Annotated in this window: 24 protein-coding genes and 1 riboswitch; of the genes, 14 read left to right on the plus strand and 10 right to left on the minus strand. The window is 57.2% G+C overall.

Going from position 1 to position 25,045, the window contains the following annotated elements; translation table 11 throughout:
* The first annotated feature begins 38 nt into the window (after positions 1 to 38).
* Complete coding sequence (locus tag GGD46_RS10575; RefSeq protein ID WP_184703729.1) at positions 39 to 896, plus strand: sugar phosphate isomerase/epimerase family protein; 858 nt, start codon at positions 39 to 41, stop codon at positions 894 to 896.
* A gap of 103 nt (positions 897 to 999) precedes the next feature.
* Here GGD46_RS10575 and GGD46_RS10580 read toward each other — a convergent pair whose 3' ends face one another.
* The 3 genes from GGD46_RS10580 to GGD46_RS10590 all read right to left on the minus strand — a co-directional run bounded on the left by GGD46_RS10580 (position 1,000) and on the right by GGD46_RS10590 (position 2,912).
* Positions 1,000 to 1,206, minus strand: coding sequence for a hypothetical protein (locus GGD46_RS10580; RefSeq protein WP_184703730.1), 207 nt, complete (start codon positions 1,204 to 1,206; stop codon positions 1,000 to 1,002).
* Between the two features lie 304 nt (positions 1,207 to 1,510).
* Complete coding sequence (locus GGD46_RS10585) at positions 1,511 to 1,807, minus strand: hypothetical protein (RefSeq protein ID WP_184703731.1); 297 nt, start codon at positions 1,805 to 1,807, stop codon at positions 1,511 to 1,513.
* 127 nt (positions 1,808 to 1,934) lie between these two features.
* Positions 1,935 to 2,912, minus strand: a complete 978-nt coding sequence (locus GGD46_RS10590; RefSeq protein WP_184703732.1) for a polysaccharide lyase — start codon at positions 2,910 to 2,912, stop codon at positions 1,935 to 1,937.
* 326 nt (positions 2,913 to 3,238) lie between these two features.
* Here GGD46_RS10590 and GGD46_RS10595 point away from each other — a divergent pair, with 326 nt between their 5' ends.
* On the plus strand, positions 3,239 to 4,399 hold the full coding sequence (locus tag GGD46_RS10595) for a glycosyltransferase (protein ID WP_184703733.1): 1,161 nt from the start codon (positions 3,239 to 3,241) through the stop codon (positions 4,397 to 4,399).
* 5 nt (positions 4,400 to 4,404) lie between these two features.
* On the opposite strand, the gene GGD46_RS10600 is transcribed toward GGD46_RS10595, so the two are convergent.
* The gene (locus tag GGD46_RS10600; RefSeq protein ID WP_184703734.1) at positions 4,405 to 5,913 is read right to left on the minus strand and encodes an oligosaccharide flippase family protein; all 1,509 of its coding nucleotides are present in this window, start codon (positions 5,911 to 5,913) and stop codon (positions 4,405 to 4,407) included.
* 92 nt (positions 5,914 to 6,005) lie between these two features.
* On the opposite strand from GGD46_RS10600, the gene GGD46_RS10605 reads away from it, so the two are divergent.
* Positions 6,006 to 6,944, plus strand: a complete 939-nt coding sequence (locus tag GGD46_RS10605; protein ID WP_184703735.1) for an ATP-grasp fold amidoligase family protein — start codon at positions 6,006 to 6,008, stop codon at positions 6,942 to 6,944.
* Between the two features lie 59 nt (positions 6,945 to 7,003).
* Positions 7,004 to 7,492 (plus strand): heme-degrading domain-containing protein, encoded by a 489-nt coding sequence (locus tag GGD46_RS10610; protein ID WP_184703736.1) that lies wholly within the window; start codon positions 7,004 to 7,006, stop codon positions 7,490 to 7,492.
* A 47-nt stretch (positions 7,493 to 7,539) separates the two neighbouring features.
* Here GGD46_RS10610 and GGD46_RS10615 read toward each other — a convergent pair whose 3' ends face one another.
* Positions 7,540 to 8,796 (minus strand): AGE family epimerase/isomerase, encoded by a 1,257-nt coding sequence (locus GGD46_RS10615; protein ID WP_184703737.1) that lies wholly within the window; start codon positions 8,794 to 8,796, stop codon positions 7,540 to 7,542.
* Positions 8,797 to 9,059: 263 nt separating this feature from the next.
* Between GGD46_RS10615 and metH the strand changes: the two genes are divergently transcribed.
* Positions 9,060 to 12,836, plus strand: a complete 3,777-nt coding sequence (metH, locus tag GGD46_RS10620) for a methionine synthase (RefSeq protein WP_184703738.1) — start codon at positions 9,060 to 9,062, stop codon at positions 12,834 to 12,836.
* 120 nt (positions 12,837 to 12,956) lie between these two features.
* On the opposite strand, the gene GGD46_RS10625 is transcribed toward metH, so the two are convergent.
* The gene (locus tag GGD46_RS10625; RefSeq protein ID WP_184703739.1) at positions 12,957 to 13,721 is read right to left on the minus strand and encodes a GntR family transcriptional regulator; all 765 of its coding nucleotides are present in this window, start codon (positions 13,719 to 13,721) and stop codon (positions 12,957 to 12,959) included.
* Positions 13,718 to 14,602: a BadF/BadG/BcrA/BcrD ATPase family protein gene (locus GGD46_RS10630; RefSeq protein ID WP_184703740.1), complete on the minus strand. Its 885-nt coding sequence runs from the start codon at positions 14,600 to 14,602 to the stop codon at positions 13,718 to 13,720. The genes GGD46_RS10625 and GGD46_RS10630 overlap by 4 nt, the downstream gene beginning before the upstream one ends.
* 544 nt (positions 14,603 to 15,146) lie before the next feature.
* Here GGD46_RS10630 and GGD46_RS10635 point away from each other — a divergent pair.
* The 5 genes from GGD46_RS10635 to GGD46_RS10655 all read left to right on the plus strand — a co-directional run bounded on the left by GGD46_RS10635 (position 15,147) and on the right by GGD46_RS10655 (position 20,490).
* Positions 15,147 to 16,406: an ABC transporter substrate-binding protein gene (locus GGD46_RS10635; protein WP_184703741.1), complete on the plus strand. Its 1,260-nt coding sequence runs from the start codon at positions 15,147 to 15,149 to the stop codon at positions 16,404 to 16,406.
* 200 nt (positions 16,407 to 16,606) lie between these two features.
* Entirely contained in the window at positions 16,607 to 17,560 is a 954-nt protein-coding gene (locus GGD46_RS10640; RefSeq protein ID WP_184703742.1) for a carbohydrate ABC transporter permease, read from the plus strand.
* A 12-nt stretch (positions 17,561 to 17,572) separates the two neighbouring features.
* Positions 17,573 to 18,412, plus strand: a complete 840-nt coding sequence (locus GGD46_RS33765) for a carbohydrate ABC transporter permease (RefSeq protein WP_184703743.1) — start codon at positions 17,573 to 17,575, stop codon at positions 18,410 to 18,412.
* Positions 18,409 to 19,473: a Gfo/Idh/MocA family protein gene (locus GGD46_RS10650; RefSeq protein WP_184703744.1), complete on the plus strand. Its 1,065-nt coding sequence runs from the start codon at positions 18,409 to 18,411 to the stop codon at positions 19,471 to 19,473. The genes GGD46_RS33765 and GGD46_RS10650 overlap by 4 nt, the downstream gene beginning before the upstream one ends.
* Positions 19,474 to 19,485: 12 nt before the next feature.
* A complete protein-coding gene (locus GGD46_RS10655; protein ID WP_184703745.1) occupies positions 19,486 to 20,490 on the plus strand; it encodes an ABC transporter ATP-binding protein in 1,005 nt (334 codons plus the stop codon).
* A 66-nt stretch (positions 20,491 to 20,556) separates the two neighbouring features.
* Here the strand turns inward: GGD46_RS10655 and GGD46_RS10660 are convergent, their stop codons facing one another.
* On the minus strand, positions 20,557 to 21,168 hold the full coding sequence (locus GGD46_RS10660) for a TetR/AcrR family transcriptional regulator (protein WP_184703746.1): 612 nt from the start codon (positions 21,166 to 21,168) through the stop codon (positions 20,557 to 20,559).
* 120 nt (positions 21,169 to 21,288) lie between these two features.
* On the opposite strand from GGD46_RS10660, the gene GGD46_RS10665 reads away from it, so the two are divergent.
* From GGD46_RS10665 to phnF, 4 genes are all read left to right on the plus strand, one after another.
* A complete protein-coding gene (locus GGD46_RS10665) occupies positions 21,289 to 21,714 on the plus strand; it encodes a tautomerase family protein (protein WP_184703747.1) in 426 nt (141 codons plus the stop codon).
* A gap of 92 nt (positions 21,715 to 21,806) precedes the next feature.
* Positions 21,807 to 22,217 carry a VOC family protein gene (locus GGD46_RS10670; protein ID WP_184703748.1) on the plus strand — a complete coding sequence of 137 codons (411 nt, stop codon included), beginning with the start codon at positions 21,807 to 21,809 and terminating at the stop codon, positions 22,215 to 22,217.
* Positions 22,218 to 22,338: 121 nt separating this feature from the next.
* A complete protein-coding gene (locus GGD46_RS10675) occupies positions 22,339 to 23,025 on the plus strand; it encodes a bifunctional 2-polyprenyl-6-hydroxyphenol methylase/3-demethylubiquinol 3-O-methyltransferase UbiG (RefSeq protein WP_184703749.1) in 687 nt (228 codons plus the stop codon).
* A gap of 1 nt (position 23,026) precedes the next feature.
* Complete coding sequence (phnF, locus tag GGD46_RS10680) at positions 23,027 to 23,755, plus strand: phosphonate metabolism transcriptional regulator PhnF (RefSeq protein ID WP_184703750.1); 729 nt, start codon at positions 23,027 to 23,029, stop codon at positions 23,753 to 23,755.
* Positions 23,756 to 23,760: 5 nt separating this feature from the next.
* On the opposite strand, the gene GGD46_RS10685 is transcribed toward phnF, so the two are convergent.
* Positions 23,761 to 24,111: a VOC family protein gene (locus GGD46_RS10685; protein ID WP_184703751.1), complete on the minus strand. Its 351-nt coding sequence runs from the start codon at positions 24,109 to 24,111 to the stop codon at positions 23,761 to 23,763.
* 136 nt (positions 24,112 to 24,247) lie between these two features.
* On the minus strand, positions 24,248 to 24,724 hold the full coding sequence (locus tag GGD46_RS10690; RefSeq protein ID WP_184703752.1) for a 6,7-dimethyl-8-ribityllumazine synthase: 477 nt from the start codon (positions 24,722 to 24,724) through the stop codon (positions 24,248 to 24,250).
* A 90-nt stretch (positions 24,725 to 24,814) separates the two neighbouring features.
* Positions 24,815 to 24,961, minus strand: a riboswitch (FMN riboswitch).
* Positions 24,962 to 25,045: the final 84 nt, after the last annotated feature.

Consider the following 25,045-nt stretch of genomic DNA (forward strand, 5'->3'; position numbering starts at 1 on the left):
CCATGCTGTGTCGAGTGATGACATAGGGAGGGAACAAAATGACTATAGCCGCTGACTTAACGCATCGCTTTGCCGTTTCGACGTGGTCTTTGCATCGGGCATTGGGCCGTACCTATCCCTACAGGCCTTCCGATTCGATGTCGTGCGCTTGCCAGCCAACTTACGGTGCAGGCAGCATCGAATTGATTGATCTGCCGCAGCAATGTGCGGAGCGCGGTATATTTCGGCTCGAGATATGCTCCTTCCATTTGCCGAGCCTGTTACCTGGCTATGTCGCAAGGTTTCGTAACGCTGCTGAGGAGGCTGGTGTGGCGGTTCAAACGCTACTGATCGAGGACGGAGACCTTAGCGATCCCGAAACCGCTCCACGCGATGCGAAGTGGATGGCTGGTTGGGCGGATATCGCCGCCTCTCTCGGGGCGGAGAATATGCGGGTGATTGCGGGCAAGGCTTTACCGACCGATGCCGCCCTGACTATGGCCGAGGGATATCTGCGTAAATTGGCTGAAATCACCACGGCGGCGGGCGTACGCCTCTTAATCGAAAACTGGTTCGATCTCCTGCCAGGGCCGGCTGAAGTCAACCATGTCTTAGACGCCTTGGAGGGAAGGGTTGGTCTGAACGGCGATTTTGGAAATTGGCAAGGCGCCGGCAAATATAAAGACCTCGCGAAGATCATGGGAAGGGCTGAGCTATGTCACGCCAAGGGACACTACTCCATTGCCGGTCTCGATGAGGAGGATTATGTTCGCTGCGTCTTGCTTTCCGAAGCCGCGGGTTATTGTGGTCCATTCACGCTCATCTATGACTCGCCTTACCATAAGGACGAGTGGGCCGGGATCCTTGAGGAGCGAGCTTGCATCGCGGACGCGTTGCGGCAGGCAGCAACGAATTGAGATCGGATCTTGTAAAGCCGCTGACCTTGGTTACCGGAGCCTAGCCCAGGGACAGGTTGTTCTCCTTCGTCCAGGGAGAACAACCCGACTGGCGGCCTATGCGCTAGCGAAATTCGTGATCGTGCAGAGCGCCAAGAAGTCGGTCCTGGGTCTGGTAGCCTGCGTCGTAAAGGTTGATGGCTACGTTCGCGGCCGATAGGCCCTCTTGGCTCTGCAATCTAATGCTGCGTTCCGCGCACCAGGCAAAGAGGGCGCTGGCGAGAACATCGATATCGTCGGAGAAAAAAAGCGTGCGCATCATCGCAGACATTCGCTAGACCATTCATGGTTAGGGCTTGCACCAGGGCGGGTGTAGGGAACACTGCTTTGAATTTCCAAATTTGCAATCGCGTTCGGCTGTCGGCGTTAATATGCCACTGAGATGATACAGCCATATTGTCCCGTAATGCGACGCAGTTTCCCTATGATACATCACTGACGGTCTCCGCGAACCAAAGACTTAAGTGGGTGTTGAAGTCTGTCGCCTGCCTTATTTAGTGCAGACAAGAAAAGGACGCCGATCTTAAGCGTCAGCGCCACTATAAGAGACAGAACAATTCTGAGATTACGGGATGTTACTGATGAATTGGATGAGACGAATTCACCGCCGCCTCGATTAACTCTTCGGCGTATGAAAGTGCTGAAGCCGTATCTTCGCCATCCAACTTCAATTCCTTGCATTTGCGATGCAATGCTCTGCGCATCTGAGACAAAAATGCGGCATCGATGTCCACTTCACCTTCGTCGAAGACGTGGATCAACGCTGATTGAGCAACAATCTCCAGCACTGCAACGCGGCCTTCTATCTCTCCGAGAGATGGAATTGCGTTTCTTTTGACGTGATGTTTGCAATCGCGATGGGTGGTAAGCATTTTCGTGGCCTCCTTCACGAAAAAGGATAACCAACGAGAAGCAAAAAAGTTCAGCCCGGTCCCCGAAAAATCTTAGGTCAACAGTGCTTTCGAATTTTATTCATCGACAACAGCCTTCGGTTGCCAATTATTTCATTGGGCAGAGACTGGGATCTGCAAGAACGTCTGCACAATGCGGAGAGCGGCGAAAATCGTCGTAGTAAAGTGTCCATAGTGTGGTATCGGCGGCGCGATACGGGCCAAACTTGAAATATTGATTCTTGCCAAGCCCATGATCTGCGTGTCCAATACGGCCCGTAACCGAGACAATCCATTTATTGTTGGCGAATATCTCGATGTGCCCCGAGCCATCAGGTCCTGGTTTGCTATATATTGCGAAGTCTATCCAGCCCGATGCCGGTGCTGGCAGTTGGTTGCCGCGATTTGTTACCTTAATTGCGCTGGTACAGCCTGCGAATTCTTCGCCATCGCCAGCGGCCCAATTGCCATCGGTGGCGACCAGCGCGCGCATTTGGTTGGTGTCTGGACGGAACCAAACCGGCGTTTCACTTTCATCGCAAGCTTTGCCGCCATCCTCGTGCTTGTCCTTCTCCGGCACTGGAGCGACATAGTTGGTTTCCACGGTGGCAAAGAGCTTGCCGTTGTTGAGGCGGAGAGCCAGGAAGGGACTGAAGTCTCCCTCTGCATTCGGCCCGATCTCTCGCTTCCATTGCGCTATAAGGTAGCGATGATCGCCTGAGGGAACGGGGTCCGCGAACTTCACGGCAAAGCCGTACCAAACTCCCTGATCGTAGGATACGCGGTATTTTGTATGTTCCCAGATCTCCGCTCTTTCGCTGCAATTTGCCTTGCCCGGAGGGCAGAAGGGCTTGACGCTAAGTCTCAAGGCTCCCGTACCCGAGCGCTTCACATCAGATTGAAATTCTATGGATCCCGCCTTCTGCTCGAAATTCTCGCGATAATAGAGATGACCAGACGGAGCGAAGTCCTTACCGTCGAAGCCGTCGCGCAGAACCAATTGCGCCGGATCTTCAGCCAAGGCTGGCGTTGCTATGCTGGGGCAAGTGCAGGCCAGAATGGCGGGAAGCGCGTATTTTGCATTCATGCCGGGATATTCCTATGGCGGGACATTCGCGAAGCGTTATCAATGACCTGTTCACTGCTCGCAGGCAAGCAGGAGCTATGCTGCTTCGCGTCATCAATGGCTGCTGCGATCGATCGCGCGTGATCTTGGGATATTTGTTCCATCTATTCTATCGTCGGGGGCTCAACTTTAACCTGCTGTTAGACGCTTTGCGGTTCATATCCTGCAAGTTGAACCGTGGCTGCAGCTATCAAGGTTCCGGACATGATGGTTCGTTGCCGCAGCCCTATTGATCTTTTGATGTCGGTTATGAGAAAACCGACTGAAGGCGCTGTTGGGGGCAGCCTTTGGCACAAAATGAAGCTGAGCCGGCCGCAAAGCAGGTCGAGCCGCGACGAAAAATCGTGATTCTAACGGCGCACGCGTTCTTACGCGGCTATCGCAAGGCGTCGATCCATTTCATTGCATCCTGTTGGGCTCGCCAGGGACACGAAGTCCATGTTCTCACGATAGGCCATAGCTGGCTGACCCTGCTTAAGGATCGGTCACGTTTCCGGGACTTGTCGCAGGAGCAGGCAAACCGATTTCAAGCGATTGGCAATAATTTGAGTGCGGGCGCCTATCTTCCGCCAGTACATGCCTTCAGCTCGAACAATCGCTTTCTGAATGCAGCAAATACGCTGTTTTTTCGTGTCTATGGTAGCTATTTGCCGCGTTTCGCTCGTCGCCGCGTTGCCAATGCGGATCTGGTTTTGGCCGAAAGTGGGTCAGCTCTAGCCTTTTTTCGCAAAATAAAGAGACTTAACCCAAAGGCGCGCACGCTCTATTTTTGTCGTGACCTGCTGAGGAGCATTGGGGCTGCCCCGGCATTGCAAAACATCCAGGCCACCCAGATCGACCGGTTCGATGCTGTTTGCGTTCCGTCGGAACGACTGGGCGCTTTGCTTCCACCGGGAGGCAGGGTGAAGGTGATTCCTCAGGGTGTTGACGCCGAGCTGTTCGACCGGATCCAGCCTTCTCCGTATCAACCAGGCAGCCGTAATGCCGTCTCCATCGGCAACATGCTTTTTGATCAGGTTTCCGTTGCCGCAATGGCGGCGGCTGCGCCGAATGTGAATTTCCATGTTTTTGGCGCGGCCTGGAATGGATGGGCGCCGCCTAATGTCGTGATCTACGGCGAGAGAGACTTTGAGAGCATTGTGCCGTATTTGCAGCATGCCGACTTTGGTATCGCTCCTTATCGGCTTACGTCCGACGAGGTTTACCTTGCAGAATCCAGTCTCAAGTTGGCGCAATACAGCTATTGCGGCTTGCCTGTCCTGCTGCCTGATCTCATTCCCTTTACACGGGCCAACGGCATCGCATACAGCCTCGAAGGCGAGGCCGACTGGAGTAAGAAGATCGATGCCGCGCTGACAATGCAGCGTTCACCGACTTTTCGTGACGGGATCATGACCTGGGACGAAGTGGCCCGAAGAACGTTGGCCGCTGTGTTCGAGACGGTGTGACAAGCTTATCGCGGCGCCAGAAAGGTCAGGAGCTTGTCTGCGATGGGGCGTGAGGTGCCGGGCAACTTGGTGCCGATCGTGTCGATCAGTATCTTCACGTCTTCTTGCGTAATTAAACGCAGGAAGCGGACAGCCAACATGTAGACGACAGCTCCTGCCGGAATCGCAGTCGCGAGCGCGACGGCTCCGTCGAGACTGTATATGCCGACCCCGGCCGCTGCAGCGCAAAAGAGTGCTGCCACCACAGTTCTTGCCAGCGCCGCGACTGGAACGGAGACCCCTGCATATTTCCATGCGGTCCAGCCAAGCAGGACAAAAGTCAACGTCACGATCGCGACTCGAGCAATAGCAGCGCCCTGCAGCCCGATCAGCGGCACCAAAGCCGTCAGTAGTAATATCATCAAGATGCCGCTTGTGATCTGCACGCGTAGCAAAAGAATGCTGCGCCCGGATGCGCCTATGATGCCCCAGGGAATGACGGATAATCCGGCCAACCAAACAAATGCGAGCAGAGTCGCCGAAGCCGGTATCGCGGGGTCAAAGGCATCGCCGAATATGAGCGGCATGAGATCCGGCATGATTGCAGCGCCGCCAAAGCTGATGGGCAACATCACGAGAGCGACGATGCGAATAACGCGGCTGTATGCAGCGTCGAGTATCCGTCGATCGTTCTTCGCGTGAACCTCGGTAAAGCTGACAATCAAAGCAGGCGATATCTGCAGCATGACTTGTTCGATCAAGCCGGCCAACCCGAGGCCGGCGGCGAAGTACCCGATGCTGCTCGATGAAAGAAAGAAGCCGAGAAATAGAAACTCTATGCGCGACAGCACCAGGATTTCGATAAGATCGCTCAGCCAAATGTGGCGGCCGTAGCGCCGCATTTCGGGGGTTAAAACCTTAGGGGAGGGCTCTGCGCCACGATCGATGTACTCCCGCAGTTGCAGCGCCTGCGGCAGGTAGCGAGCGACATAACCGATCAAAGCGCCCGTTGGGCCAAGCAGCCACGCGCCGGCAAAAACCAGGGGAATTTGTAAAATGCCACCAAGAGCGGTGGTCCTTGCCGTTTGACCGAATCTATTCCTCCCACGGGCGACCGCCGTCGAAAATACGTGGAATGCGTAGCTGAGAAACAGTAGGCCTGTGACAACCCAGAGCCAGGCGTGGTGCGCGTCGCGTTGAACGTAGACGATTGCAGCGAAGACCAGTATGGCGGCGCCTACCATGCCGACTGAAATCAGGAAGCTGCGGAATGCCGTCCGCACCAACGTCTTCCACGTTTCGCCATTGCCCGAGAGGCTGGCTGTGTTGCGGAGCAGCATTTGGGGAAGTCCCATATCCGCCAAGGCAGCAGCAGAGGTCGCGATCCACAATGCGTAGGCGACTTTGCCTGATCCAGCAGGGCCGAGCAGGCGAGCTGCGATGACGCTGCTGGCGAAGCCGGCGACCAGCGAAATCAAAGTTGCCGCCAGGCTGATCAGTGAACTTTTAAGCAGATTGGACACGGAAGCGCTCATGCTGTTTATCTAGAAGGCTGTGGCATAACCTTGTGTTAAAGGCCGGCTGATAATTTTCACTTGCGTTCTAGTTGAAATTCAAGATGGCCGCCATGACAGATAGAACCGTCGACCGGGACGGGTTTCTCATTCCGGGATATTTGCAGAAGGGATTGCGCGAGCGGGCGCATAATCTTCTATGGCGCCTCATATCGCCGTTACCGGACCGGGCCTATTGTGCATTGAAGTATCGCGTGATCCGCGGCAGATTTCCCAATCTGAAACAGCCAAGAACCCTCACGGAGAAGATTCAAGCTCGCAAGCTTTATGACCGAAATCCGCTTCTTCCGCGTTTCGTGGACAAGGCCGATGCGAAAGAGCTGATCGCGGAAAGGGTAGGCAACCAGTATGTTGTGCCGACACTCTGGGTCGGCACCGACCTTGCCGCCGTTGATTGGTCCAAGATTTCGTTACCCGCTGTCGTCAAACCGACCCATGCCAGCGGGGTAGGGCAGTTTCTTTACGGACAGGGCGACGTGGATCGGTTGCTGACGAATAACCCTTCTTCCGAGTGGCTGGCGATCGATCACGCATCCTACAACAGGGAGTGGGCTTATCGGCATATCAGGCCCCGGATTTTGATTGAAAGCATGCTGCTCGTCGAGGGGCGCGTTCCCTGGGACTATCGGCTATTCACCTTCAACGGCAAGGTTTCTCATATCGAGATCGACATACGCGAGAATGGCCGAGGCTACTCCTGCAACTATACGCCGGACTGGCAAAAGCTTCCGTTTTTTGATCGGGATTATCTTGGTCTCTATCCCGGCGACGTCGCGCGCCCCGCGCGCCTCGACGAGATGATTTCAGTTGCGGAAGCCGTTGCTCACGACATCGATTTCGTTCGTGTCGATTTCTATGCCTCCTCGGAGTGGGTCCGTATAGGAGAGCTGACGTTCTATCCGGGTGGGGGCTTTGAAGTGCTCGAGCCGGAAGAGCATGATCTTCTCTTGGGTCAGAAGTGGCAGCTGGGTTTTGAAATACCAAAGAGATAGGTGGACAAATCAGCCCTTCAGCGTTTGATAGGCTGATCTACTTTTAGGGAAGGTTTTCTATGACGATCGATCAGGACCTCAGCCGTATTGCCCTGCAAGAGGAAATGTTACGTTTCGACGCCTTTGACCTGTCGACAGCCTGGGTGCTCGGCAAGCTGCTGCGTGATCTCGCGAGTGAGCGCAATCTTGGTGTTGCCATCGACATTACGCTGCACTCCATGCCAGTCTTCTACATAGCCTTGCCGGGATCGACGCCAGACAATTCCAACTGGATACGACGCAAGCGCAATATGGTGTTGCGCTATTTCCGCAGTAGCTACGCAAGCACGCTACGACTGCAGCAGCAGGGCAAGACCATCGAGGAAAACGGGCTGTCCAGCGCCGACTATGCTGCATCCGGAGGCAGCTTCCCTATTTTGGTCAATGGCACCGGCTGCATTGGAGCGGTCACAGTTTCAGGTCTTCCCCAGAGGGAGGATCACAACCTGGTCGTCGAAGCATTGGCTTTGACGCTCGGCCACGAACTGCACAATCTCAGCCTCGCGTAATGAGGTGAGGCGCCGCCGCGTTTAAAGCGAGGGCGGCGGCGCTGACTTCAGATCTTTCCGCCGGCTTCGGCGATGACCTTGGTCAAGCTGCCCGTTGCAGGGAAGAGGGGGATCAGGCAGGCCTGCAGGGCGTGATAGATATCGCCCTTGCCCGGGAACAGGGTATGGGCAGGAACGAGGTCTTCTGTTAGTTCCTCATGCCAGCCGCCATTGGCGCGATCGACGAAATTCTGGCCGATCATGCTCCAAATCTTGCGATAGCTTTCCTCGTGGAAATCGCTCGGAACATGTTCATTCAGGTAGTGAGCTGCGCCGGCGCCCTCGCAAGCGGGCCACCAGAGCTTGTTGCGCTTTGCGGGCACATCGTCCCAATCGAGCGTGTAAAAGAACCCGTGCTTCTCGTTGTCCCATCCTAGTGACATTGATTGAGAGAAGAGGCCCTTTGCCGCCTCCGGCATCCAGTCGTGGCGCTTTTCGCCCAGCGACCAAAGCTGCAGGACAAGACGTGCCCATTCCAGCCAGTGGCCCGGCGTTGTGCCCGACGGGCGGAACATCTCGTTGCCGCGGTAATTCTTGTCCAATACCCAATCGGTGTTGAAATGTTCGGCCACACGCCAGCCGACCGATCCCGCCGACCGCCTGATGACGAGATCGGCGACGCTTTCGGCCTTATCGAGGTACGATCTTTCACCCGTTGCCTCGAAAGCCGCCATCAGCGCTTCCGTCAAATGCATGTTGGAGTTCTGGCCGCGATAGGTGCCGCCATCAATGAGCGACCAATCCTGATTGAACTCCTCGGCGATCGCGCCGTGTTTTTCTTCCCAGAACTTCGTATTCAGAATTTCCGTGACATCGGCAAGCATGCCGTCAGCCAAGGGGTGGCCGATTGTCTTGGCGGAGGAGGCTGCCAGCAACACGAACGCATGACCATAGCCTTGCTTGCTGGAATCGACAGGACCATCATTGTTCAGCGACCAGACGTAACCGCCATGTTTGGTGTCGCGATGACGATTCCATAGATAGTTCATGCCATGGTCGACGATCTCGTTTGCGCCGGGACGGCCGAGCAATGATCCGATCGAAAAGCAGTGCACCATGCGAGCAGTCGAGTGGATACCGCGCACTGGATTAATGGCATCCAGCGGCTTGCCGGCATCATCTATGTCATAAAAGCCGCCTTTAGGGTTGACGGCACGATATTGGAAGAAATCAAAGAGTGCGCTCGCCTGATCGAGCAGCCAGCGCCGATGATAGTCGCGCGTCGTCCAATTTCCGAGCGCCGCCGGTTCAACCTGAATGTTCATACCATCCTCCTTGGATTCTTTTCCGCAAGCCGTATAGCGCTGCCCGGAAGTGCTGTCATGGCATAATAGATGAACTGTGTCGCTGGCTACGCATTGTCCATGGGCGAGGTTGTAAATCGCTTTATCCGTTTTTTCGCAAACGAGGTAGTCTATAGAACCAGCGAGCTTGCGTTAGGCGTAACGAGAGCATAGATATATTGACATAAAGATATCTTTATGTGATCTGGTTGCGGAGTCGTAATCAGGCCCGAGGAATTCACCCAATGTTTGACGATCTTTTTGGTTCCGAGACGACGAAGCGTGATGGCAGCGAGGTATTCGCGGCCCTGCGAAAGGCCGCGAGTGAGCGCATCCTTGTGCTTGACGGCGCCATGGGCACGCAGATCCAAGGGCTTGGCTTCGACGAGGACCAGTTTCGCGGTCACCGCTTCATAGGCTGTGCCTGTCATCAGAAGGGCAATAACGACCTTCTTATCTTGACCCAGCCGGATGCGATCGAAGAGATTCACTATCGCTACGCGAAGGCCGGTGCCGATATCCTGGAAACCAACACCTTTTCGTCGACGAGCATCGCGCAAGCGGACTATCAGATGGAAGGTGCGGTCTACGACCTCAACAAGGAGGGCGCAGAGATCGTCCGTCGCGCCGCGATCCGCGCGGAACGCGAAGACGGCAAGCGCCGCTTCGTCGCTGGCGCCATCGGCCCCACAAACCGCACGGCTTCGATTTCGCCCGATGTCAACAATCCCGGCTATCGCGCTGTCAGCTTTGACGATCTGCGAAAGGCTTATGGCGAGCAGATCGACGGGCTAATCGATGGCGGCGCGGACATCATCCTGATCGAGACCATTTTCGATACTCTGAACGCCAAGGCGGCGATCTTCGCTTGCGAGGAGCGCTTTGAGGCCAAGGGCATTCATTTGCCCGTCATGATTTCGGGCACGATTACCGATCTTTCCGGCCGCACGCTGTCGGGTCAGACTCCGTCAGCGTTCTGGAATTCCGTCCGCCACGCCAGCCCTTTCACAGTGGGCCTCAACTGCGCTCTCGGCGCAAATGCGATGCTGCCGCATCTGCAGGAGCTTTCGGCGGCTTCAGACACGTTCATCTGCGCCTATCCCAACGCCGGTCTGCCGAACGAGTTCGGCCAGTATGACGAGACGCCCGAAATGATGGCGGCTCAGGTGGAGGAGTTTGCGCGCGAAGGCCTGGTGAATATCGTCGGTGGCTGCTGTGGCTCTACGCCGGAGCATATTGCCGCGATCGCCAAGGCGGTTTCGAAATATCCGCCGCGCACGCCTGCAGAACATCGCCCGTTCATGTCGCTTTCTGGCCTCGAACCGTTCGAGCTCACCAAGGACATTCCGTTCGTCAACGTCGGCGAGCGCACGAACGTCACGGGCTCCGCGAAGTTCCGCAAGCTGATCACCAATGCCGACTATTCGGCAGCGCTGGCCGTTGCCCGCGATCAGGTTGAGAACGGTGCGCAGGTCATCGACATCAACATGGACGAGGGTCTGATCGATTCCGAAAAGGCCATGGTCGAGTTTTTGAACCTGATCGCTGCCGAGCCGGATATTGCCCGCGTTCCCGTGATGATCGACAGCTCGAAATTCTCGATCATCGAGGCTGGTCTGAAATGCGTGCAGGGCAAGCCGATCGTCAATTCGATCTCTCTGAAGGAAGGTGAGGAGAATTTCCTCAAGCAGGCCCGGCTGATGCGCATGTATGGCGCCGCCGTTGTGGTAATGGCCTTCGATGAGACCGGCCAGGCGGACAGCTATGAGCGCAAGGTCGAGATCTGCTCGCGCGCCTACAAGCTGCTGACGGAAAAGGCCGGCCTGCCTCCGGAAGATATTATCTTCGATCCGAACATCTTCGCGGTTGCGACCGGTATCGAAGAGCACAACAATTATGGCGTCGACTTCATCGAGGCGACACGGACGATCCGTCAGACCATGCCGCTGGTGCATATCTCCGGCGGTGTGTCGAACCTGTCGTTCTCGTTCCGCGGCAATGAGCCGGTGCGTGAAGCGATGCATGCCGTGTTCCTATATCATGCCATCCAGGCTGGTATGGACATGGGCATCGTCAATGCCGGTCAGCTTGCGGTCTACGACAATATCGATTCCGAACTGCGTGAGGCGTGCGAAGACGTCGTCCTCAATCGTCGCCCCGACGGAACGGAAAGGCTGCTTGAAATTGCCGAACGCTTCCGTGGAACCGGTGGCAAGGAGGCCAAGGCACAGGACCTTTCGTGGCGCGAATGGCCCGTCGCGAAGCGTCTCGAGCATGCGCTGGTCAATGGCATCACCGATTACATCGAGGCCGACACGGAAGAGGCGCGCCTGACGGTTGAGCGCCCGCTGCATGTCATCGAAGGTCCGCTGATGGCCGGCATGAATGTAGTCGGCGATCTCTTCGGTGCCGGAAAAATGTTCTTGCCGCAGGTGGTGAAGTCCGCCCGCGTGATGAAGCAGGCCGTTGCTGTGCTGCTACCCTACATGGAGGCCGAGAAGCTTGCCAATGGCGGCAGCAGTGAACGTCAATCCGCCGGCAAGGTGCTGATGGCGACCGTGAAGGGCGACGTGCATGACATCGGCAAGAACATCGTCGGCGTCGTGCTGGCCTGCAACAATTACGAGATCATTGATCTCGGCGTGATGGTGCCGACGACGAAGATTCTCGAAACGGCTATCGCTGAGAAGGTCGACATTATCGGTCTGTCCGGGCTGATCACGCCGTCTCTGGATGAAATGGTACACGTTGCCTCCGAAATGGAGCGGCAGGGCTTCGACATTCCGTTGCTGATCGGTGGCGCGACCACCAGTCGTGTCCATACCGCGGTCAAAATCCATCCGCGCTACGAAAAGGGACAGGCGGTCTACGTCACTGACGCCAGCCGTGCGGTCGGTGTTGTCTCGTCGTTGCTGTCGCCGGATGCCAAACAGGGCTACGTCGACACGATCAGGACAGAATATGCCAAGGTCGCGGCCGCTCATGCGCGCAGCGAAGCGGAGAAGGTGCGCCTGCCGATTGCGAGAGCGCGTGAGAATGCCGAGAAGGTTGATTGGACAAGTTACAAGCCTGTAAAGCCGCAGTTTTTTGGAACAAAGGTGTTCGAAAACTACGATCTGGCGGAGCTTGCGAAATATATCGACTGGACGCCGTTCTTCCAGACATGGGAGTTGAAGGGCCGCTTCCCGGCGATCCTTGAGGACGAGAGGCAGGGCGAGGCCGCCCGGCAGCTCTATAGCGACGCCCAAGCAATGTTGGAAAAGATCATTGCCGAGAACTGGTTCCGCCCTCGCGCCGTCATTGGCTTTTGGCCGGCGGGTACTATCGGCGACGATATCAGGCTGTTTACGGATGAGGGTCGCTCGCATGAGCTGGCGACCTTCTACACGCTGCGCCAGCAGCTATCCAAGCGCGATGGCCGCCCGAATGTCGCCCTTTCGGATTTCGTGGCGCCGGTTTCCAGCGGCGTGGAGGACTATGTTGGCGGCTTCGTCGTTACCGCCGGCATTGAGGAGGTCGCTATTGCCGAGCGTTTCGAACGTGCCAATGACGACTACTCGTCGATCTTGGTAAAGGCGCTCGCGGATCGCTTCGCCGAAGCCTTCGCCGAGCGGATGCACGAGCGGGTCCGGCGTGAGTTCTGGGGCTATGCCAAGGACGAGCATTTCTCCAGCGATGAACTCGTTCTGGAGGCCTACGCAGGTATCCGTCCGGCACCCGGCTATCCGGCGCAGCCGGATCATACCGAGAAGGATACGCTTTTCCGGCTGCTGGATGCTGAAGCTGCAGCGGGCGTCAAGCTCACCGAAAGCTATGCGATGTGGCCGGGTTCCTCGGTGTCGGGTATTTATATCGCCCATCCCGACTCCTACTATTTTGGTGTCGCCAAGGTGGAGCGTGATCAGGTTGAGGACTACGCCGCCCGCAAGGGCATGCCCATCGAAGAAGTTGAGCGCTGGTTGGGTCCGGTGCTGAACTATGTGCCGGCGAAGGCTGACTTGGAAATCGACGACGCAGCTTGATTGCGGGTTGTTTCAGAGGCTTATGGCCTTTGGCTTAGAAGCTCGCTCCACATGTAAACGCCGCCCCGACTGTTCCAGTCGGGGCGGCGTTTTTTTGATTCCAGCGCTTTCGAATGGGATTCAGTTCGCGCCGATCGTGAGTTCTGCAACGAAATCATAGGCGTCGCCGCGATAGAGCGAGCGGGTAAACTCCACAGCGCGTCCCGAGCCAAGATAGGAAATGCGTTCGATCGAAAGGCCGGCAGCTCCGACCGGAACGCCGAGCAATCCTGCGTCTGCTTCCTTCATGTTGGTCGCCGATATGCGCTGCACGGCGCGCACCGGGCGCACATGTTGCTTCTCCAGTTCAGCATAGAGCGATGTCGTTACGACCGATGGATCCGGCAGGAACTCGCCAGAGACGCTTGCATGCTCGATCGCCAGCGGCTGATCGTCGGCAATACGCAGGCGGCTCAGCCGCGACACTTTGGTGTCGGCAGCCAGGCCGAGAATCATCATTTCGTCGGGGGATGGCGTATGGATGCCTTTATGCAGCCACTCCGAACGAGCGGTCATGCCGCGCCGCGCCATATCTTCCGTAAACGAGGTGAGCTGAGACAATCGCTGTTCCACCTTGGAAACCGGCTTGGCGACGAAAGTGCCGGAGCCGTGCCGGCGCACCAAGATTCCCTCGGCGACGAGATCGTCAATCGCCTTGCGGACGGTGACACGGCTGACGGCGGCGAATTCGGCTATGTCACGCTCGGGGGGGAGTGCGTCGCCATGTTTCAACCTCCCCACCTTCACGGCATCCTCAAGTGTGCGTCGCAGCTTCACATAGAGCGGGCCTGTGCCACCGCCTGACAAGCGCTGCGGCGAGAAGATGGTACTCAAATCCTCCGTCATCCCTGGCTTCCTTCCCTGTCCAGCAGCAGTTTTACAGCCAGTTCCACCGCCCCGCGCAGCACGTCGCCCTTCGGTTCGGCGAGAAGCGCCTTGTGCCGTGTATCCAGCCACGGACGATAGGCTTGTGCAAGGCCGCCGAGGAGGCAGATCGAAGGGCATTCAGGCCAAAGCAACGCGTCCAAGCTTTCTGTTATGGCTGTTGCTGCCGTCCTGACGATGTCCATGGCGACGACATCGTTCATTGCTGCATATTCGAAGATGACCGGCGAATAGCGAGCGAAGTCCTTTGGTTTGGATGCATGGGCAAACTCGACGACCCGCTCAGGATCGTTTCCGAATTCGGCCATGATGACGTCTGTCAACGGTGAGGTCGTCGTCACACGATCATAGGCGAGAACGGATCTTTCGAGCAGATCGCGGCCTAGGCGGGCGCCGCTCGCCTGATCGCCTATCACGAAACCCCAGCCGCCAATGCCCCATATCTTGCCGTCGCGGCGTGCATTGTAGACGGAGCCGGTGCCGAAGGCGCCTATGATGCCATCGGCGTCGCCAAGCGCTCCTTGAAGCGCGATTGTTGCATCCGTGACCACACGAGAATTGCCGAAAGGAAGCGCGCTTTCCAACCGCTTGCCATAGTTGCCGACATTGGCACCTGCTGTACCGATAACAGCGGGCAGCCTGCCGACAAGTTCCGGATCGAGGCCAGCACTTGCCAAGGCCTGGCGGGCTGCCTCGACGATGTTGATCAGGGAGTTTTCCAGATCGGAGAGGATGTTTGCGGCACCGGATTTTCCTGTGCCGAGAATTTTACCCGTCGAGTCTATCACGGCCGCCCGGCAGTTCGTTCCGCCGCCGTCGATGCCAATTGCAAACTGTCCCATCATGCCTCCGAATGCAGCCTTGTTCCCCGCTTTTCTATACAATACCAAAAAAATACCATTTACCAATAGCCAATGCCGTCATTTTTGATCTTTGGTATCTATTTGAAATATATATGGAAAAATTTTTTGTGACCTCTTTTCTTGGTCGAGTGTTAAAATCGGCTGGACAATTGGTATTTTTTTGGCCTTAATCCACTCCAAGGGAACAGTGCGAACAGACATCGGTAAAGTCGGCATGGCAACAACGGCCGGTAGGTGAGGCGGAAAGCGTGCATCTCGCCGTTGTTCAAAGTCGCCCGGATCAGGAGGATCTGCATCTCGTCGTTCGTCGCGAAACTCCCGTATGATTCTTGCAGTACCTCCGCTTTCGGCGGCGGGCAGCAATTGATCGGGTGGATTGGGCGGTAGCCTTTGAAGCCTTTTGCATGAGGGGTCGGCAACGTTGGCGGTCCCTATGGGGCGCTGACCGCCTTTCGAGGCTGGTCAGCGGATTTTCGGATCGAGAACAGCGCCTTGCTACAGGCGCGGAAAACAGGAGAGGGAAATGAAAACCAATGTTCTGAAGGGTTTGCTTCTTGCGTCGAGCCTGCTGACCTCCGTCAGCCTGGCGCATGCGGCCGACGTAACGCTGACGGTTGAAAGCTGGCGTAACGACGACCTGCAAATCTGGCAGGAAAAGATCATTCCGGCTTTCGAAGCGAAGAACCCCGGCATCAAGATCGTGTTCTCGCCAACGGCTCCGACCGAATACAACGCATCGCTGAACGCCAAGCTCGATGCCGGCTCCGCAGGCGATATCATCACCTGCCGGCCGTTCGACGCCTCGCTCGATCTCTTCAACAAGAAGCGTCTTGCCGATCTGACGAGCCTGCCTGGTATTGAGAACTTCTCGGCTGTCGCCAAGGCCGCTTGGTCCACCGACGACGGCAAGTCGACCTTCTGCGTGCCGATGGCGTCTGTCGTCCACGGCTTCATCTACAACAAAGACGCCTTCGACAAGCTCGGCCTGAAGGTTCCGGCGACGCGTGACGAGTTCTTCGCCGTTCTCGACAAGATCAAGGCCGACGGCACCTACATCCCCATGGCCATGGGCACGAAGGATCTGTGGGAAGCCGCGACGATGGGCTATCAGAACATCGGCCCGAACTATTGGAAGGGCGAAGACGGCCGCAAGGCTCTGATTTCCGGCAAGGAAAAGCTGACGGATGCTGCATGGGTCGATCCTTACAAGGAACTCGCAAAATGGAAGCCCTATCTCGGCGACGGTTTTGAGGCTCAGAGCTACTCCGACAGCCAGAACCTGTTCACGCTCGGCAAGGCTGCGATCTATCCGGCAGGCTCCTGGGAAATCGGCCTGTTCAACACGCAGGCTCAGTTCAAGATGGGCGCCTTCCCGCCGCCGGTCGCAAAGGCTGGTGACACCGGCTACATCTCCGACCATCCGGATATCGGCGTCGGTCTGAATGCGAAGGGCGCACATCCGGAAGAAGCCAAGAAGTTCCTGAGCTGGGTTGCTTCCGACGAGTTCGCCAACATCTACGCCAACGCGCTGCCGGGCTTCTTCAGCCTGAATTCGCACCCGGTGAAGATGAGCGATGCACTTGCCCAGGAATTCGTCTCCTGGCGCAATGATCACAAGCCGACCGTTCGTTCCACCTATCAGATCCTGTCGCGTGGCAAGCCGAACCTGGAAAACGAAACCTGGACCGAATCAGCGAACGTGATCAACGGCACGGATACGCCGGATCAGGCTGGTGCGAAGCTGCAGAAGGGCCTCGACAGCTGGTACAAGCCGGCCAAGTAATCGTCGTCTAATACGGGCGAGGGGCCTTCCGGCTCCTCGCCTTATATCCTTATGATGGATCATCGGATCGAGGGTCCCATCTCAATATACTGCGACACGCCCGACGTCGTTCCATCCGGCAGCAGAACCGGGACAATGGGTGGATTTGAACCTTAGTGCTGTCGTCTCAATCGCCAGCCAACAAGAACAGGCAGAAAGCCATGAGCGACGCTGCGACATTAAATACTCTTGAGGTCACGCCGATCCGGCGCTCCAAACGTTGGCATATTCTCGTTTTTCTTTTTCCCGCTTTCGTCGTCTACACGGCAGTCATGATCCTGCCGCTGATCGAGACCCTGCGGTTGTCGCTTTATAATGTCGTCGACAATCAGTCCGTCTTCGTAGGCCTCAACAATTTCAAGGTGCTGTTTGGCGATGAGCGCTGGTCCCATGATTTCTGGAACGCGCTGCGTAACAACCTGATCTTCTTCGTTATTCATATGTGCGTGCAGAATCCGATCGGTGTCGCACTGGCAGCGCTTCTGTCGCTGCCGAAGCTGCGCTTCGTCGCTTTCTATCGAACCGCGATTTTTCTGCCGACTTTGCTTTCCTTCGTTGTCGTCGGCTTCATCTGGAAGCTGATCCTGTCGCCCCTGTGGGGCGTGGCGCCGGAGTTGCTGAGCGTGATTGGCATGAAGTCGTTCTTCGCGCCCTGGCTCGGCAAGCCGAGCACGGCACTGATCGCCGTCGCGCTTATTTCCGTCTGGCAATATGTCGGCATCCCGATGATGCTGATCTATGCGGCCCTGCTCAACATTCCCGAAGAGGTCATCGAAGCCGCCGAATGTGACGGCATCACGGGCTGGAGCCAGTTCTGGAAGATCAAGCTGCCGTTGGTGCTGCCGGCGATCGGCATCATCTCGATCCTGACTTTCGTCGGCAATTTCAACGCATTCGACCTTGTCTATACCGTACAGGGCGCGTTGGCCGGACCGGACGGCTCCACCGATATTCTCGGTACGCTTCTCTATCGCGTCTTCTTTGGCTTCCAGCTGCAGTTGGGCGACCGCTCGATGGGCGCGACGATTGCGACGGTGATGTTCCTGATCATCCTCGCCGGCGTTTCATTCTATCTTTTCATCGTGCAGCGACGTATCCGTCGCTACCAGTTCTGAGGAGAGGCGACCATGTCCAAGGCCCGCACCTCCCCTATCCGCACCGGCTTCGTGCATCTGGCGCTCATCGCCTATACGCTGGTTGCCATTTTCCCGGTGTTTCTGACCGTCATCAATTCCTTCAAGGATCGTGCATCGATCTTCCGTGCACCGTTGAGCGTCCCAACACCGTCCTCCTTCAGCATGGTAGGTTATGACACCGTTCTGAAGCAGGGGGATTTCCTTACCTACTTCCAGAACAGCTTCATCGTGACAATCGTCTCGATCATCTTCACGCTGCTGTTCGGCGCGATGGCTGCCTTCGCTCTGTCGGAATACCGGTTCCGCGGCAATACGGTGACAGGCCTCTATATGGCGATCGGCATCATGATCCCCATCCGGCTGGGCACGGTTGCGATCTTGCAGGGTATGGTCGCCGCCGGTCTCGTCAACACGCTGACGGCGCTGATCCTCGTCTATACCGCGCAGGGCCTGCCGCTAGCGATCTTCATTCTCTCGGAGTTCATGCGGACCGTATCCGGCGATCTGAAGAATGCCGGCCGTATCGACGGTCTTAGCGAGTATGCGATTTTCTTCCGCCTGGTCCTGCCGCTGGTTCGTCCGGCAATGGCGACCGTTGCCGTCTTCACCATGATCCCGATCTGGAACGACCTGTGGTTCCCGTTGATCCTGGCTCCGAGCGAAGCAACAAAAACCGTGACGCTCGGCTCGCAGATCTTTATCGGTCAGTTTGTCACCAACTGGAACGCCGTCTTGGCTGCGCTGACGCTGGCGATCCTGCCGATCCTCATCCTTTACGTTATCTTTTCGCGTCAACTCATTCGCGGCATTACTTCCGGAGCAGTCAAGTGAGCGTATCAGAAAAGCCTATCCGCGTTCTTGTTGCCGGTCTTGGCAATATGGGTCGCAGCCATGCGCTCGCCTATCACAATAATCCGGGTTTTGAGATTGTCGGCCTCGTCAATCGCTCCAAGCGTGAGCTTCCCGAGGAGTTGCAGGGATATACGATCCATCCGGATTTCGACGCCGCTTTGAACGAGCTGAAACCGGATGTCTGCTCGATCAATACCTATTCCGACAGTCACGCCGATTTTGCGGTGAAGGCCTTGGAAGCCGGCTGCCATGTTTTCGTTGAAAAGCCGCTGGCATCGACGGTCGAAGATGCCGAGCGTGTTGTGGCCGCCGCGAAGAAGGCGGGCAAGAAGGTAGTCATCGGCTACATCCTGCGCCATCATCCGTCCTGGATGCGGCTGATCGCCGAAGCGCGCAAGCTCGGCGGCCCCTATGTCTTCCGCATGAACCTCAATCAGCAGTCGAGCGGTCCGACCTGGGAGACGCACAAGGCGCTGATGCGCACGACCTCGCCGATCGTCGATTGTGGCGTGCATTATGTCGACGTCATGTGCCAAATCACCGATTCCAAGCCCGTCGAGGTGCGCGGCATGGGCCTTCGTCTGTCGAACGACGTGAAGGCGGATATGTATAACTACGGTCACCTGCAGGTGATTTTCGAGGATGGCTCCGTTGGCTGGTACGAAGCCGGCTGGGGTCCGATGATTTCGGAAACGGCCTTCTTCGTGAAGGACGTGATGTCGCCGAACGGCTCGGTTTCGATCGTCATGGATCAGAATGCCAAGTCTGACGATATCGACATGCACACCAAGACCTCGGTCATCCGCTTGCATAGCGCCGAAACGGGACCGAACGGCCAGTTCATCCGGCCTGATCAGGACCTGCACATGGATGGCGAACCAGGTCACCAGGAGCTTTGCGATTTCGAGCAGGCTTTCCTGCTGAAAGCCATCCGCGAGGATCTGGACCTCAATCGCCACATGAACGACGCCGTTCAATCGCTGCGCATATGTCTCGCCGCCGATGAGAGCGTGCACACTGGCAAGCCCGTTTATTTGTAAGGATAAAAGACTGTGGGATCGCTTCTACTGAAATCCATTCGCAAGGCCTACGGTTCGCACGACGTGCTGAAGGGCATCGACCTCGAAGTGAAGGATGGCGAATTCGTCATCTTCGTCGGCCCGTCGGGCTGCGGCAAGTCGACCCTGCTGCGCAGCATCGCCGGTCTGGAAGATGTGACATCCGGTGCCGTGCTGATCAACGGCGAGGACGTCACCGTGACGCCACCCGCCAAGCGCGGTATCTCGATGGTGTTCCAGTCCTATGCGCTCTATCCGCATCTGACCGTCAAGGACAATATGGGGCTCGGCCTCAAGCAGGCGGGCACGGCCAAAGCCGAGATCGAGAGCCGGGTCGAGAAGGCTTCCAACATGCTATCGCTTGCGCCCTATCTTGCGCGCCGCCCGGCTGAGCTTTCCGGTGGCCAGCGCCAGCGCGTTGCGATTGGCCGCGCCATTGTTCGCGAGCCTGAACTCTTCCTCTTTGACGAGCCGCTGTCGAACCTCGATGCGGCGCTGCGCGTCCAGACGCGCCTGGAAATCGCCCGACTGCATCGCAGCCTGAAGGCGACGATGATCTACGTCACCCACGACCAGGTCGAGGCGATGACGCTTGCCGACAAGATCGTCGTGCTCAATGCCGGCGCCATCGAGCAGATCGGCTCGCCAATGGAACTCTACAATCGCCCGGCCAACGTCTTCGTTGCCGGCTTCATCGGCTCGCCGCAGATGAACTTCATTCCGGCCGAACGGCTGGGCCAAAGCGGTGCCAAGACGGTCGGCATCCGTCCGGAGCATATCACGCTGTCGCGCGATCAGGGCACATGGGCGGCCAAAGTCATCCATGTCGAGCATCTCGGCGCCGATACGATCATCTATCTCGAATCCGAAACCACCGGCCTGCTGACCGTGCGTCTTTTCGGTGAGCACCAGTACGCGCCTGACGACGCAGTCTTCGTCACGCCTGACACGAACCGTATGCATCGCTTCGATGCGAATGACAAAGCGATCCGCGCTTAGGTCGTTGCGGTGGCAATGGCGAGGAGAGACCTCGCCTTCATCCTTCGCTAGAGATGTTCGAGTGAATTATTGATCAAGAGTATTTGACAGGCCGCCTGATATCAGCGCGGCCTGTTCGACGATCTCAGCGATGCGTGCGGAGAGGGCGGGATCGGAAACCGCGCGGGCAAGCGTCACGCCGCCGCTCAAGAGCGACAGCAGAACAATCGCTCGATCCTCGGCGGCCATCTCACTCCGGCCTGCTCCCGTGCTTTCGGGCAGGCCGGCTGCCACAGCGGCGATGAGCTTCTTAAGTTCTACAGTGTAGGCGCTTCGCGTTTCCTCGTCCGCGCGCATGACATCCGGGGAGAGGCTGGGCAGGGTGCAGCTCTCGCCGAGCTCGCACGTGCGCTTGTAGCCGAGATAGAAACTGGCGAAGCTTTTCAGCCAGTCGTTCGGCTGCCTTTGGATGAAACCAGCAACTCCCTGACGCAGTTCCTCCAGGCCTTCCACCACTGCGGTGCGGAATGCCTCACCCTTGGATTTGAAGTGCCCGTAAAAGGCGCCGTTGGTGACCCCGGCTGCCTTCGTCAAGGCATCGATCCCCGCACCTCCATAGCCTTCCTGTCTGAAGACTTGTCCGGCGGCGGCGATGACCCGTGTCCGGGTCTCCTGCTTGTGTTCGGCGCTATAGCGCATCGCAAACTCCATTAAGAGCGATCTCTCTTTATGGCTTGCATAGAGAGTAATCGGTGTGTATGCATAAAGAGCAAACGGTATATATCAGCTGTTGCCACTGGTTCAACAAGGAGATGTCCCATGCCCATTACGCTTACCATACCTGAAGGATTGCTCTCGTCCGAGGCGCAAGCTCGTGCTTTTGCCCGCCTGACCGATGCGGTGCTCGATGTCGCCGGTCTGACCGGGAACGCTTTCATGACTGCCAATGTCATTGGCTCGATCAACGTACTTCCCGCCGGGCACGTTCTTGCCGCCGGGAAGCCTATCGCGGCGGCCTTTGTCGAGCTCAAACTGCCCGAGATCGCACTCGCGACCGCGGAAGCCAAGCGAGATTTCATCGAAAAGGCGACCGACGTTATCGAGCAGGCGGCCGGTGGACGGATCAAGCGCGAGCACATCTGGTCGAATATCGTCTATGCGCCAGAAGGAGCTTGGGGCATCGCCGGGCAGAGCTATAGCAATGCTGATCTGGTAGGCGCCATTCAGAATTCTGCACTATCCTAACGAGATGCTCACTGCCATGAGTGGTGAAGCTAGGCGAAAACCGATTGGGTGAGCGCAAGCAGCCTTGATAGTGTTGAAATGGGAGGCAAGACGTGGAACTCGCAAATTATCTGTTCTTCACGGTGCATTGCGAGGAGGCGCTTGCCTTCTATACCGCGTGCGGGCTCGGTCGAGTGACGCTATTGGTCCGTCACGGCTCGGGCGGGATACCCGTTGCTGACGAAGCGATGCGGGGCAGGGTGATGCATGCCCGCTTCGAGGGGCCGGGCGTATTATTCTTCGCGTCCGACAATCATGATGCCGAACCCATGCGCGGCTCGGCTCATATGCTGATGATGGACGATCGGCAGAGTACCGACAGGATTTTTGCCTTATTGGCACAAGGCGGTGTAGTGACCACGCCGCTCGCCGTTCAGCCATGGGGCAGCTACTACGGCAAGCTGACGGATCGGTTTGGAGTGCAATGGATGTTGGATTGCGCGCAAAGTAATGCCGACCTCTGACGATGTAAGGCTTTGGCGTTGGTCGATCGCTGAAAATTAGTCCAGTCGTCCGGACGAATTTGCAATACTGTCACGGAACGATGCTAGCAATATTGCGTTCCACTCCAACAGCGAGCGCATCATGACAAATGCAGCATCCATCTATGCAACCTGGCATACGGAACCGCAGGGCGATATTGCGATGGCGGAATCGCATAGCCCCTATTGGCGGCACTTTATCGAGACGATCCCGGAGCGGGATTTCTCGTCGAAGACGATCCTGGATTTCGGCTGTAATCGCGGCGGCTTCCTGCGACTGCTTTACGGCATGCGGCCATTTCGCCGTGGCATCGGCATCGATATTGCCTCGGAGTCGGTGGCTGCTGCCGCATCGGCCACTGGCAACATGCCGTTGCAGTTCCATGTGACGACCGATCTTTCCCCATTTGCCGATAGTTTTGATGTGGCCTTCAGCTATGAGGTCGTCTATCTCCTGCCGGAGTTGAAGAGGCATGCCGAACAGATGTTTGCGGTGATGCGCGATGGCGGCGTCTATTATGCCGTGACCGGTTGCCACAATGAGATGCCGCTCTGGCCGAAATGGCAGGAGTTGATCGGTAATAACAGCAACGCGCCGGTACAGGATCGTTCCCCCCAGGACTATATCGATGCCTTCTCAGCCGCTGGCTTCGATGTCTCCGTTAAACGGTTCGGTTATGATGGCTTCGTGCGTGCGACGAAGGATCGGAAATACTATCCGAGCATTCTCGATGCGCTGAGCTATCCGGCCGAATACAAGCTTCTCTTCCGGCTCGAAAAGCGGGTCTGATATGGAAATGATCGATCGCAAGGGCGGCAGCGCCCTCTGGCGTCAGATCGGCGAGATCCTGGCGGCTGATATCGCTGCCGGGACTTTCGCTCCCGGCGAGAGATTACCGACGGAGCCCGAACTGATGCAGCGTTTCGGCGTCAGCCGTTTCACCGTGCGGCAAGCGCTGGGGCATCTGGAGCAACGCGGGCTTGTGCGTGCTGAACAGGGGCGGGGAACTTTCGTCCACAGGGGCGTGCTCGACTATACGCTCTCCAAGCGCACACGCTTTCATAAGAACCTGATCGAACAGGGCTTCGAACCGGGTGGCGAACTGCTCGTTCACGAGATCGTGCCGGCAACGGAGCGAGTGGCGGCTCAGTTGAAGATCGCATCAGGTGCGCCGGTTATCCATCGCCGTGGTGTCATGACGGCGGACGGTGTCCCGGTCGAGCTAGGGGATACCTATTATCCTTCGGAGCGTTTTCCTGATTTCGACAAGGCGCGATTGTTGTATCCGACGATAACCGCGGCGCTCGCGAGCTATGGCGTTACAGACTATGAGCGGCTGTCCACCGAGATCGAGGCACGCATGCCCTCGGCAGAGGAGGCTCGATTGCTGCGGCAACCGAAGTCCGTTCCGCTGCTCATCACGCGCAAGGTCGACGTCGACGCCGGCGGCATACCGATCGCTTTTGCCGAATCGATGTGGTCAGCGGACCGCGTGATATTCAACGCCGAACTCAGATAGTGAAGTCAGCGATGTGAGAGGATGTTGACGATTTTCCCAAATGGGTCGCGGACGTAGAAACGACGGACGCCCCAGGGTTCGTCCGTCAGGTCATAGACTATGCTCAAACCCATTAATGTGGCTCGTTGATAGAGCGTATCGACATCATCGACCTCGATTGAGAGATCTGGGACGATCGTTCCTGAGCCGCCTTCGCTGGCGACGCTGATCTGCGGGACGGTTGCCGACTCGGAGGCGAAGGTGAGGATCCAGCCGTGATCCATGACGATGTCGAGGCCGAGCAGCTCGCTATAGAAGAGGCGGGCGCTAGCAGGGTCGGCGGCTGACAGATTTGGGATGATACGTAGAACGGTCACTGACTTCTCCCTTCAGGGCTGCTCTGCATGCCACGGAGGCTCCGGGCCGCTCCATCTGCCTGATCCCCGCAATTTCGCCGGGAAGGGCGTTTTGGAAAATGGAGGCGGGCTTGCGCCGCGCCTCCACCGAGACGGCTTACACCGTTACCGACGGCAGAAGCTTGGCGCGTTCCGCGAGGATATGGCGGCAGGCGCTTGCAGCTTCGCGGCCCTTGATGATGAAATGTTCCTTGAAGAACTGGATATGCGCGTCCGACTCCTGGAAGTGATGCGGCGTCAAGACTGCGGAGAGAATCGGCACGCCGGTATCGAGCTGAACGCGCATCATGGCGTCGAGAACGGTATTGGCAACGAATTCATGACGATAGATGCCACCGTCGACAACGAAAGCGGTGGCAACGATCGCCGAATAGCGGCCGTTACGGGCAAGCGTCTGCGCATGCAGGGGGATTTCCAGCGCGCCCGGCACATCGAAGATATCGATGGGCGACGCGCCTTCCGTCGTCTGCCATTCGGCAACGAAGGAATCGACACAACGGTCGACGACGTCGGCGTGCCAACGAGCCCGGATCAATGCGATGCGGCTCGGTTGGGTTGAGATAGAGATAGTCATCAGTTTTGCCTTTCAAGGGTTGTTGTCAAATATCCCTTGGGCGAACACGCAGAGTCGCAGCACCCCTCGCGCGGAAGAGGGTGCGACACAGCTTGCTCTCTTCCATCCGGACTATACCGTCGGCTCCGGCCTCTCACCGGATCTGCTGACCCTTCCGAAAGCTCGGAAGGCGCTCGCGGGCTCGGGGAAAATCCCCATACCGCCGGTGGGGAATTGCACCCCGCCCTGAGAACGCGTGGACTATAAATGCATTTCGACAGGGAAATCAAAGAAAAACGCCGGCCTTTTGAGCCGACGTTCGCGATTATTTTTCCAAAGTTG

The organism is Martinezella lusitana (genome assembly GCF_014207095.1).
GTDB classification, from domain to species: domain Bacteria; phylum Pseudomonadota; class Alphaproteobacteria; order Rhizobiales; family Rhizobiaceae; genus Rhizobium; species Rhizobium lusitanum_B.

Coding starts and splice junctions, on each gene's coding strand:
- GGD46_RS10640 (WP_184703742.1), top strand. CDS start 16,607: ATGAGCGACGCTGCGACATTAAATACTCTTGAGGTCACGCCGATCCGG.
- GGD46_RS10580 (WP_184703730.1), bottom strand. CDS start 1,206: ATGTCTGCGATGATGCGCACGCTTTTTTTCTCCGACGATATCGATGTT.
- GGD46_RS10585 (WP_184703731.1), bottom strand. CDS start 1,807: ATGCTTACCACCCATCGCGATTGCAAACATCACGTCAAAAGAAACGCA.
- GGD46_RS10615 (WP_184703737.1), bottom strand. CDS start 8,796: ATGAACATTCAGGTTGAACCGGCGGCGCTCGGAAATTGGACGACGCGC.
- GGD46_RS10660 (WP_184703746.1), bottom strand. CDS start 21,168: ATGCGCTATAGCGCCGAACACAAGCAGGAGACCCGGACACGGGTCATC.
- GGD46_RS10590 (WP_184703732.1), bottom strand. CDS start 2,912: ATGAATGCAAAATACGCGCTTCCCGCCATTCTGGCCTGCACTTGCCCC.
- GGD46_RS10675 (WP_184703749.1), top strand. CDS start 22,339: ATGACAAATGCAGCATCCATCTATGCAACCTGGCATACGGAACCGCAG.
- GGD46_RS10605 (WP_184703735.1), top strand. CDS start 6,006: ATGACAGATAGAACCGTCGACCGGGACGGGTTTCTCATTCCGGGATAT.
- GGD46_RS10575 (WP_184703729.1), top strand. CDS start 39: ATGACTATAGCCGCTGACTTAACGCATCGCTTTGCCGTTTCGACGTGG.
- metH (WP_184703738.1), top strand. CDS start 9,060: ATGTTTGACGATCTTTTTGGTTCCGAGACGACGAAGCGTGATGGCAGC.
- GGD46_RS33765 (WP_184703743.1), top strand. CDS start 17,573: ATGTCCAAGGCCCGCACCTCCCCTATCCGCACCGGCTTCGTGCATCTG.
- GGD46_RS10665 (WP_184703747.1), top strand. CDS start 21,289: ATGCCCATTACGCTTACCATACCTGAAGGATTGCTCTCGTCCGAGGCG.
- GGD46_RS10635 (WP_184703741.1), top strand. CDS start 15,147: ATGAAAACCAATGTTCTGAAGGGTTTGCTTCTTGCGTCGAGCCTGCTG.
- GGD46_RS10690 (WP_184703752.1), bottom strand. CDS start 24,724: ATGACTATCTCTATCTCAACCCAACCGAGCCGCATCGCATTGATCCGG.
- GGD46_RS10610 (WP_184703736.1), top strand. CDS start 7,004: ATGACGATCGATCAGGACCTCAGCCGTATTGCCCTGCAAGAGGAAATG.
- GGD46_RS10625 (WP_184703739.1), bottom strand. CDS start 13,721: ATGACGGAGGATTTGAGTACCATCTTCTCGCCGCAGCGCTTGTCAGGC.
- GGD46_RS10600 (WP_184703734.1), bottom strand. CDS start 5,913: ATGAGCGCTTCCGTGTCCAATCTGCTTAAAAGTTCACTGATCAGCCTG.
- GGD46_RS10630 (WP_184703740.1), bottom strand. CDS start 14,602: ATGGGACAGTTTGCAATTGGCATCGACGGCGGCGGAACGAACTGCCGG.
- phnF (WP_184703750.1), top strand. CDS start 23,027: ATGGAAATGATCGATCGCAAGGGCGGCAGCGCCCTCTGGCGTCAGATC.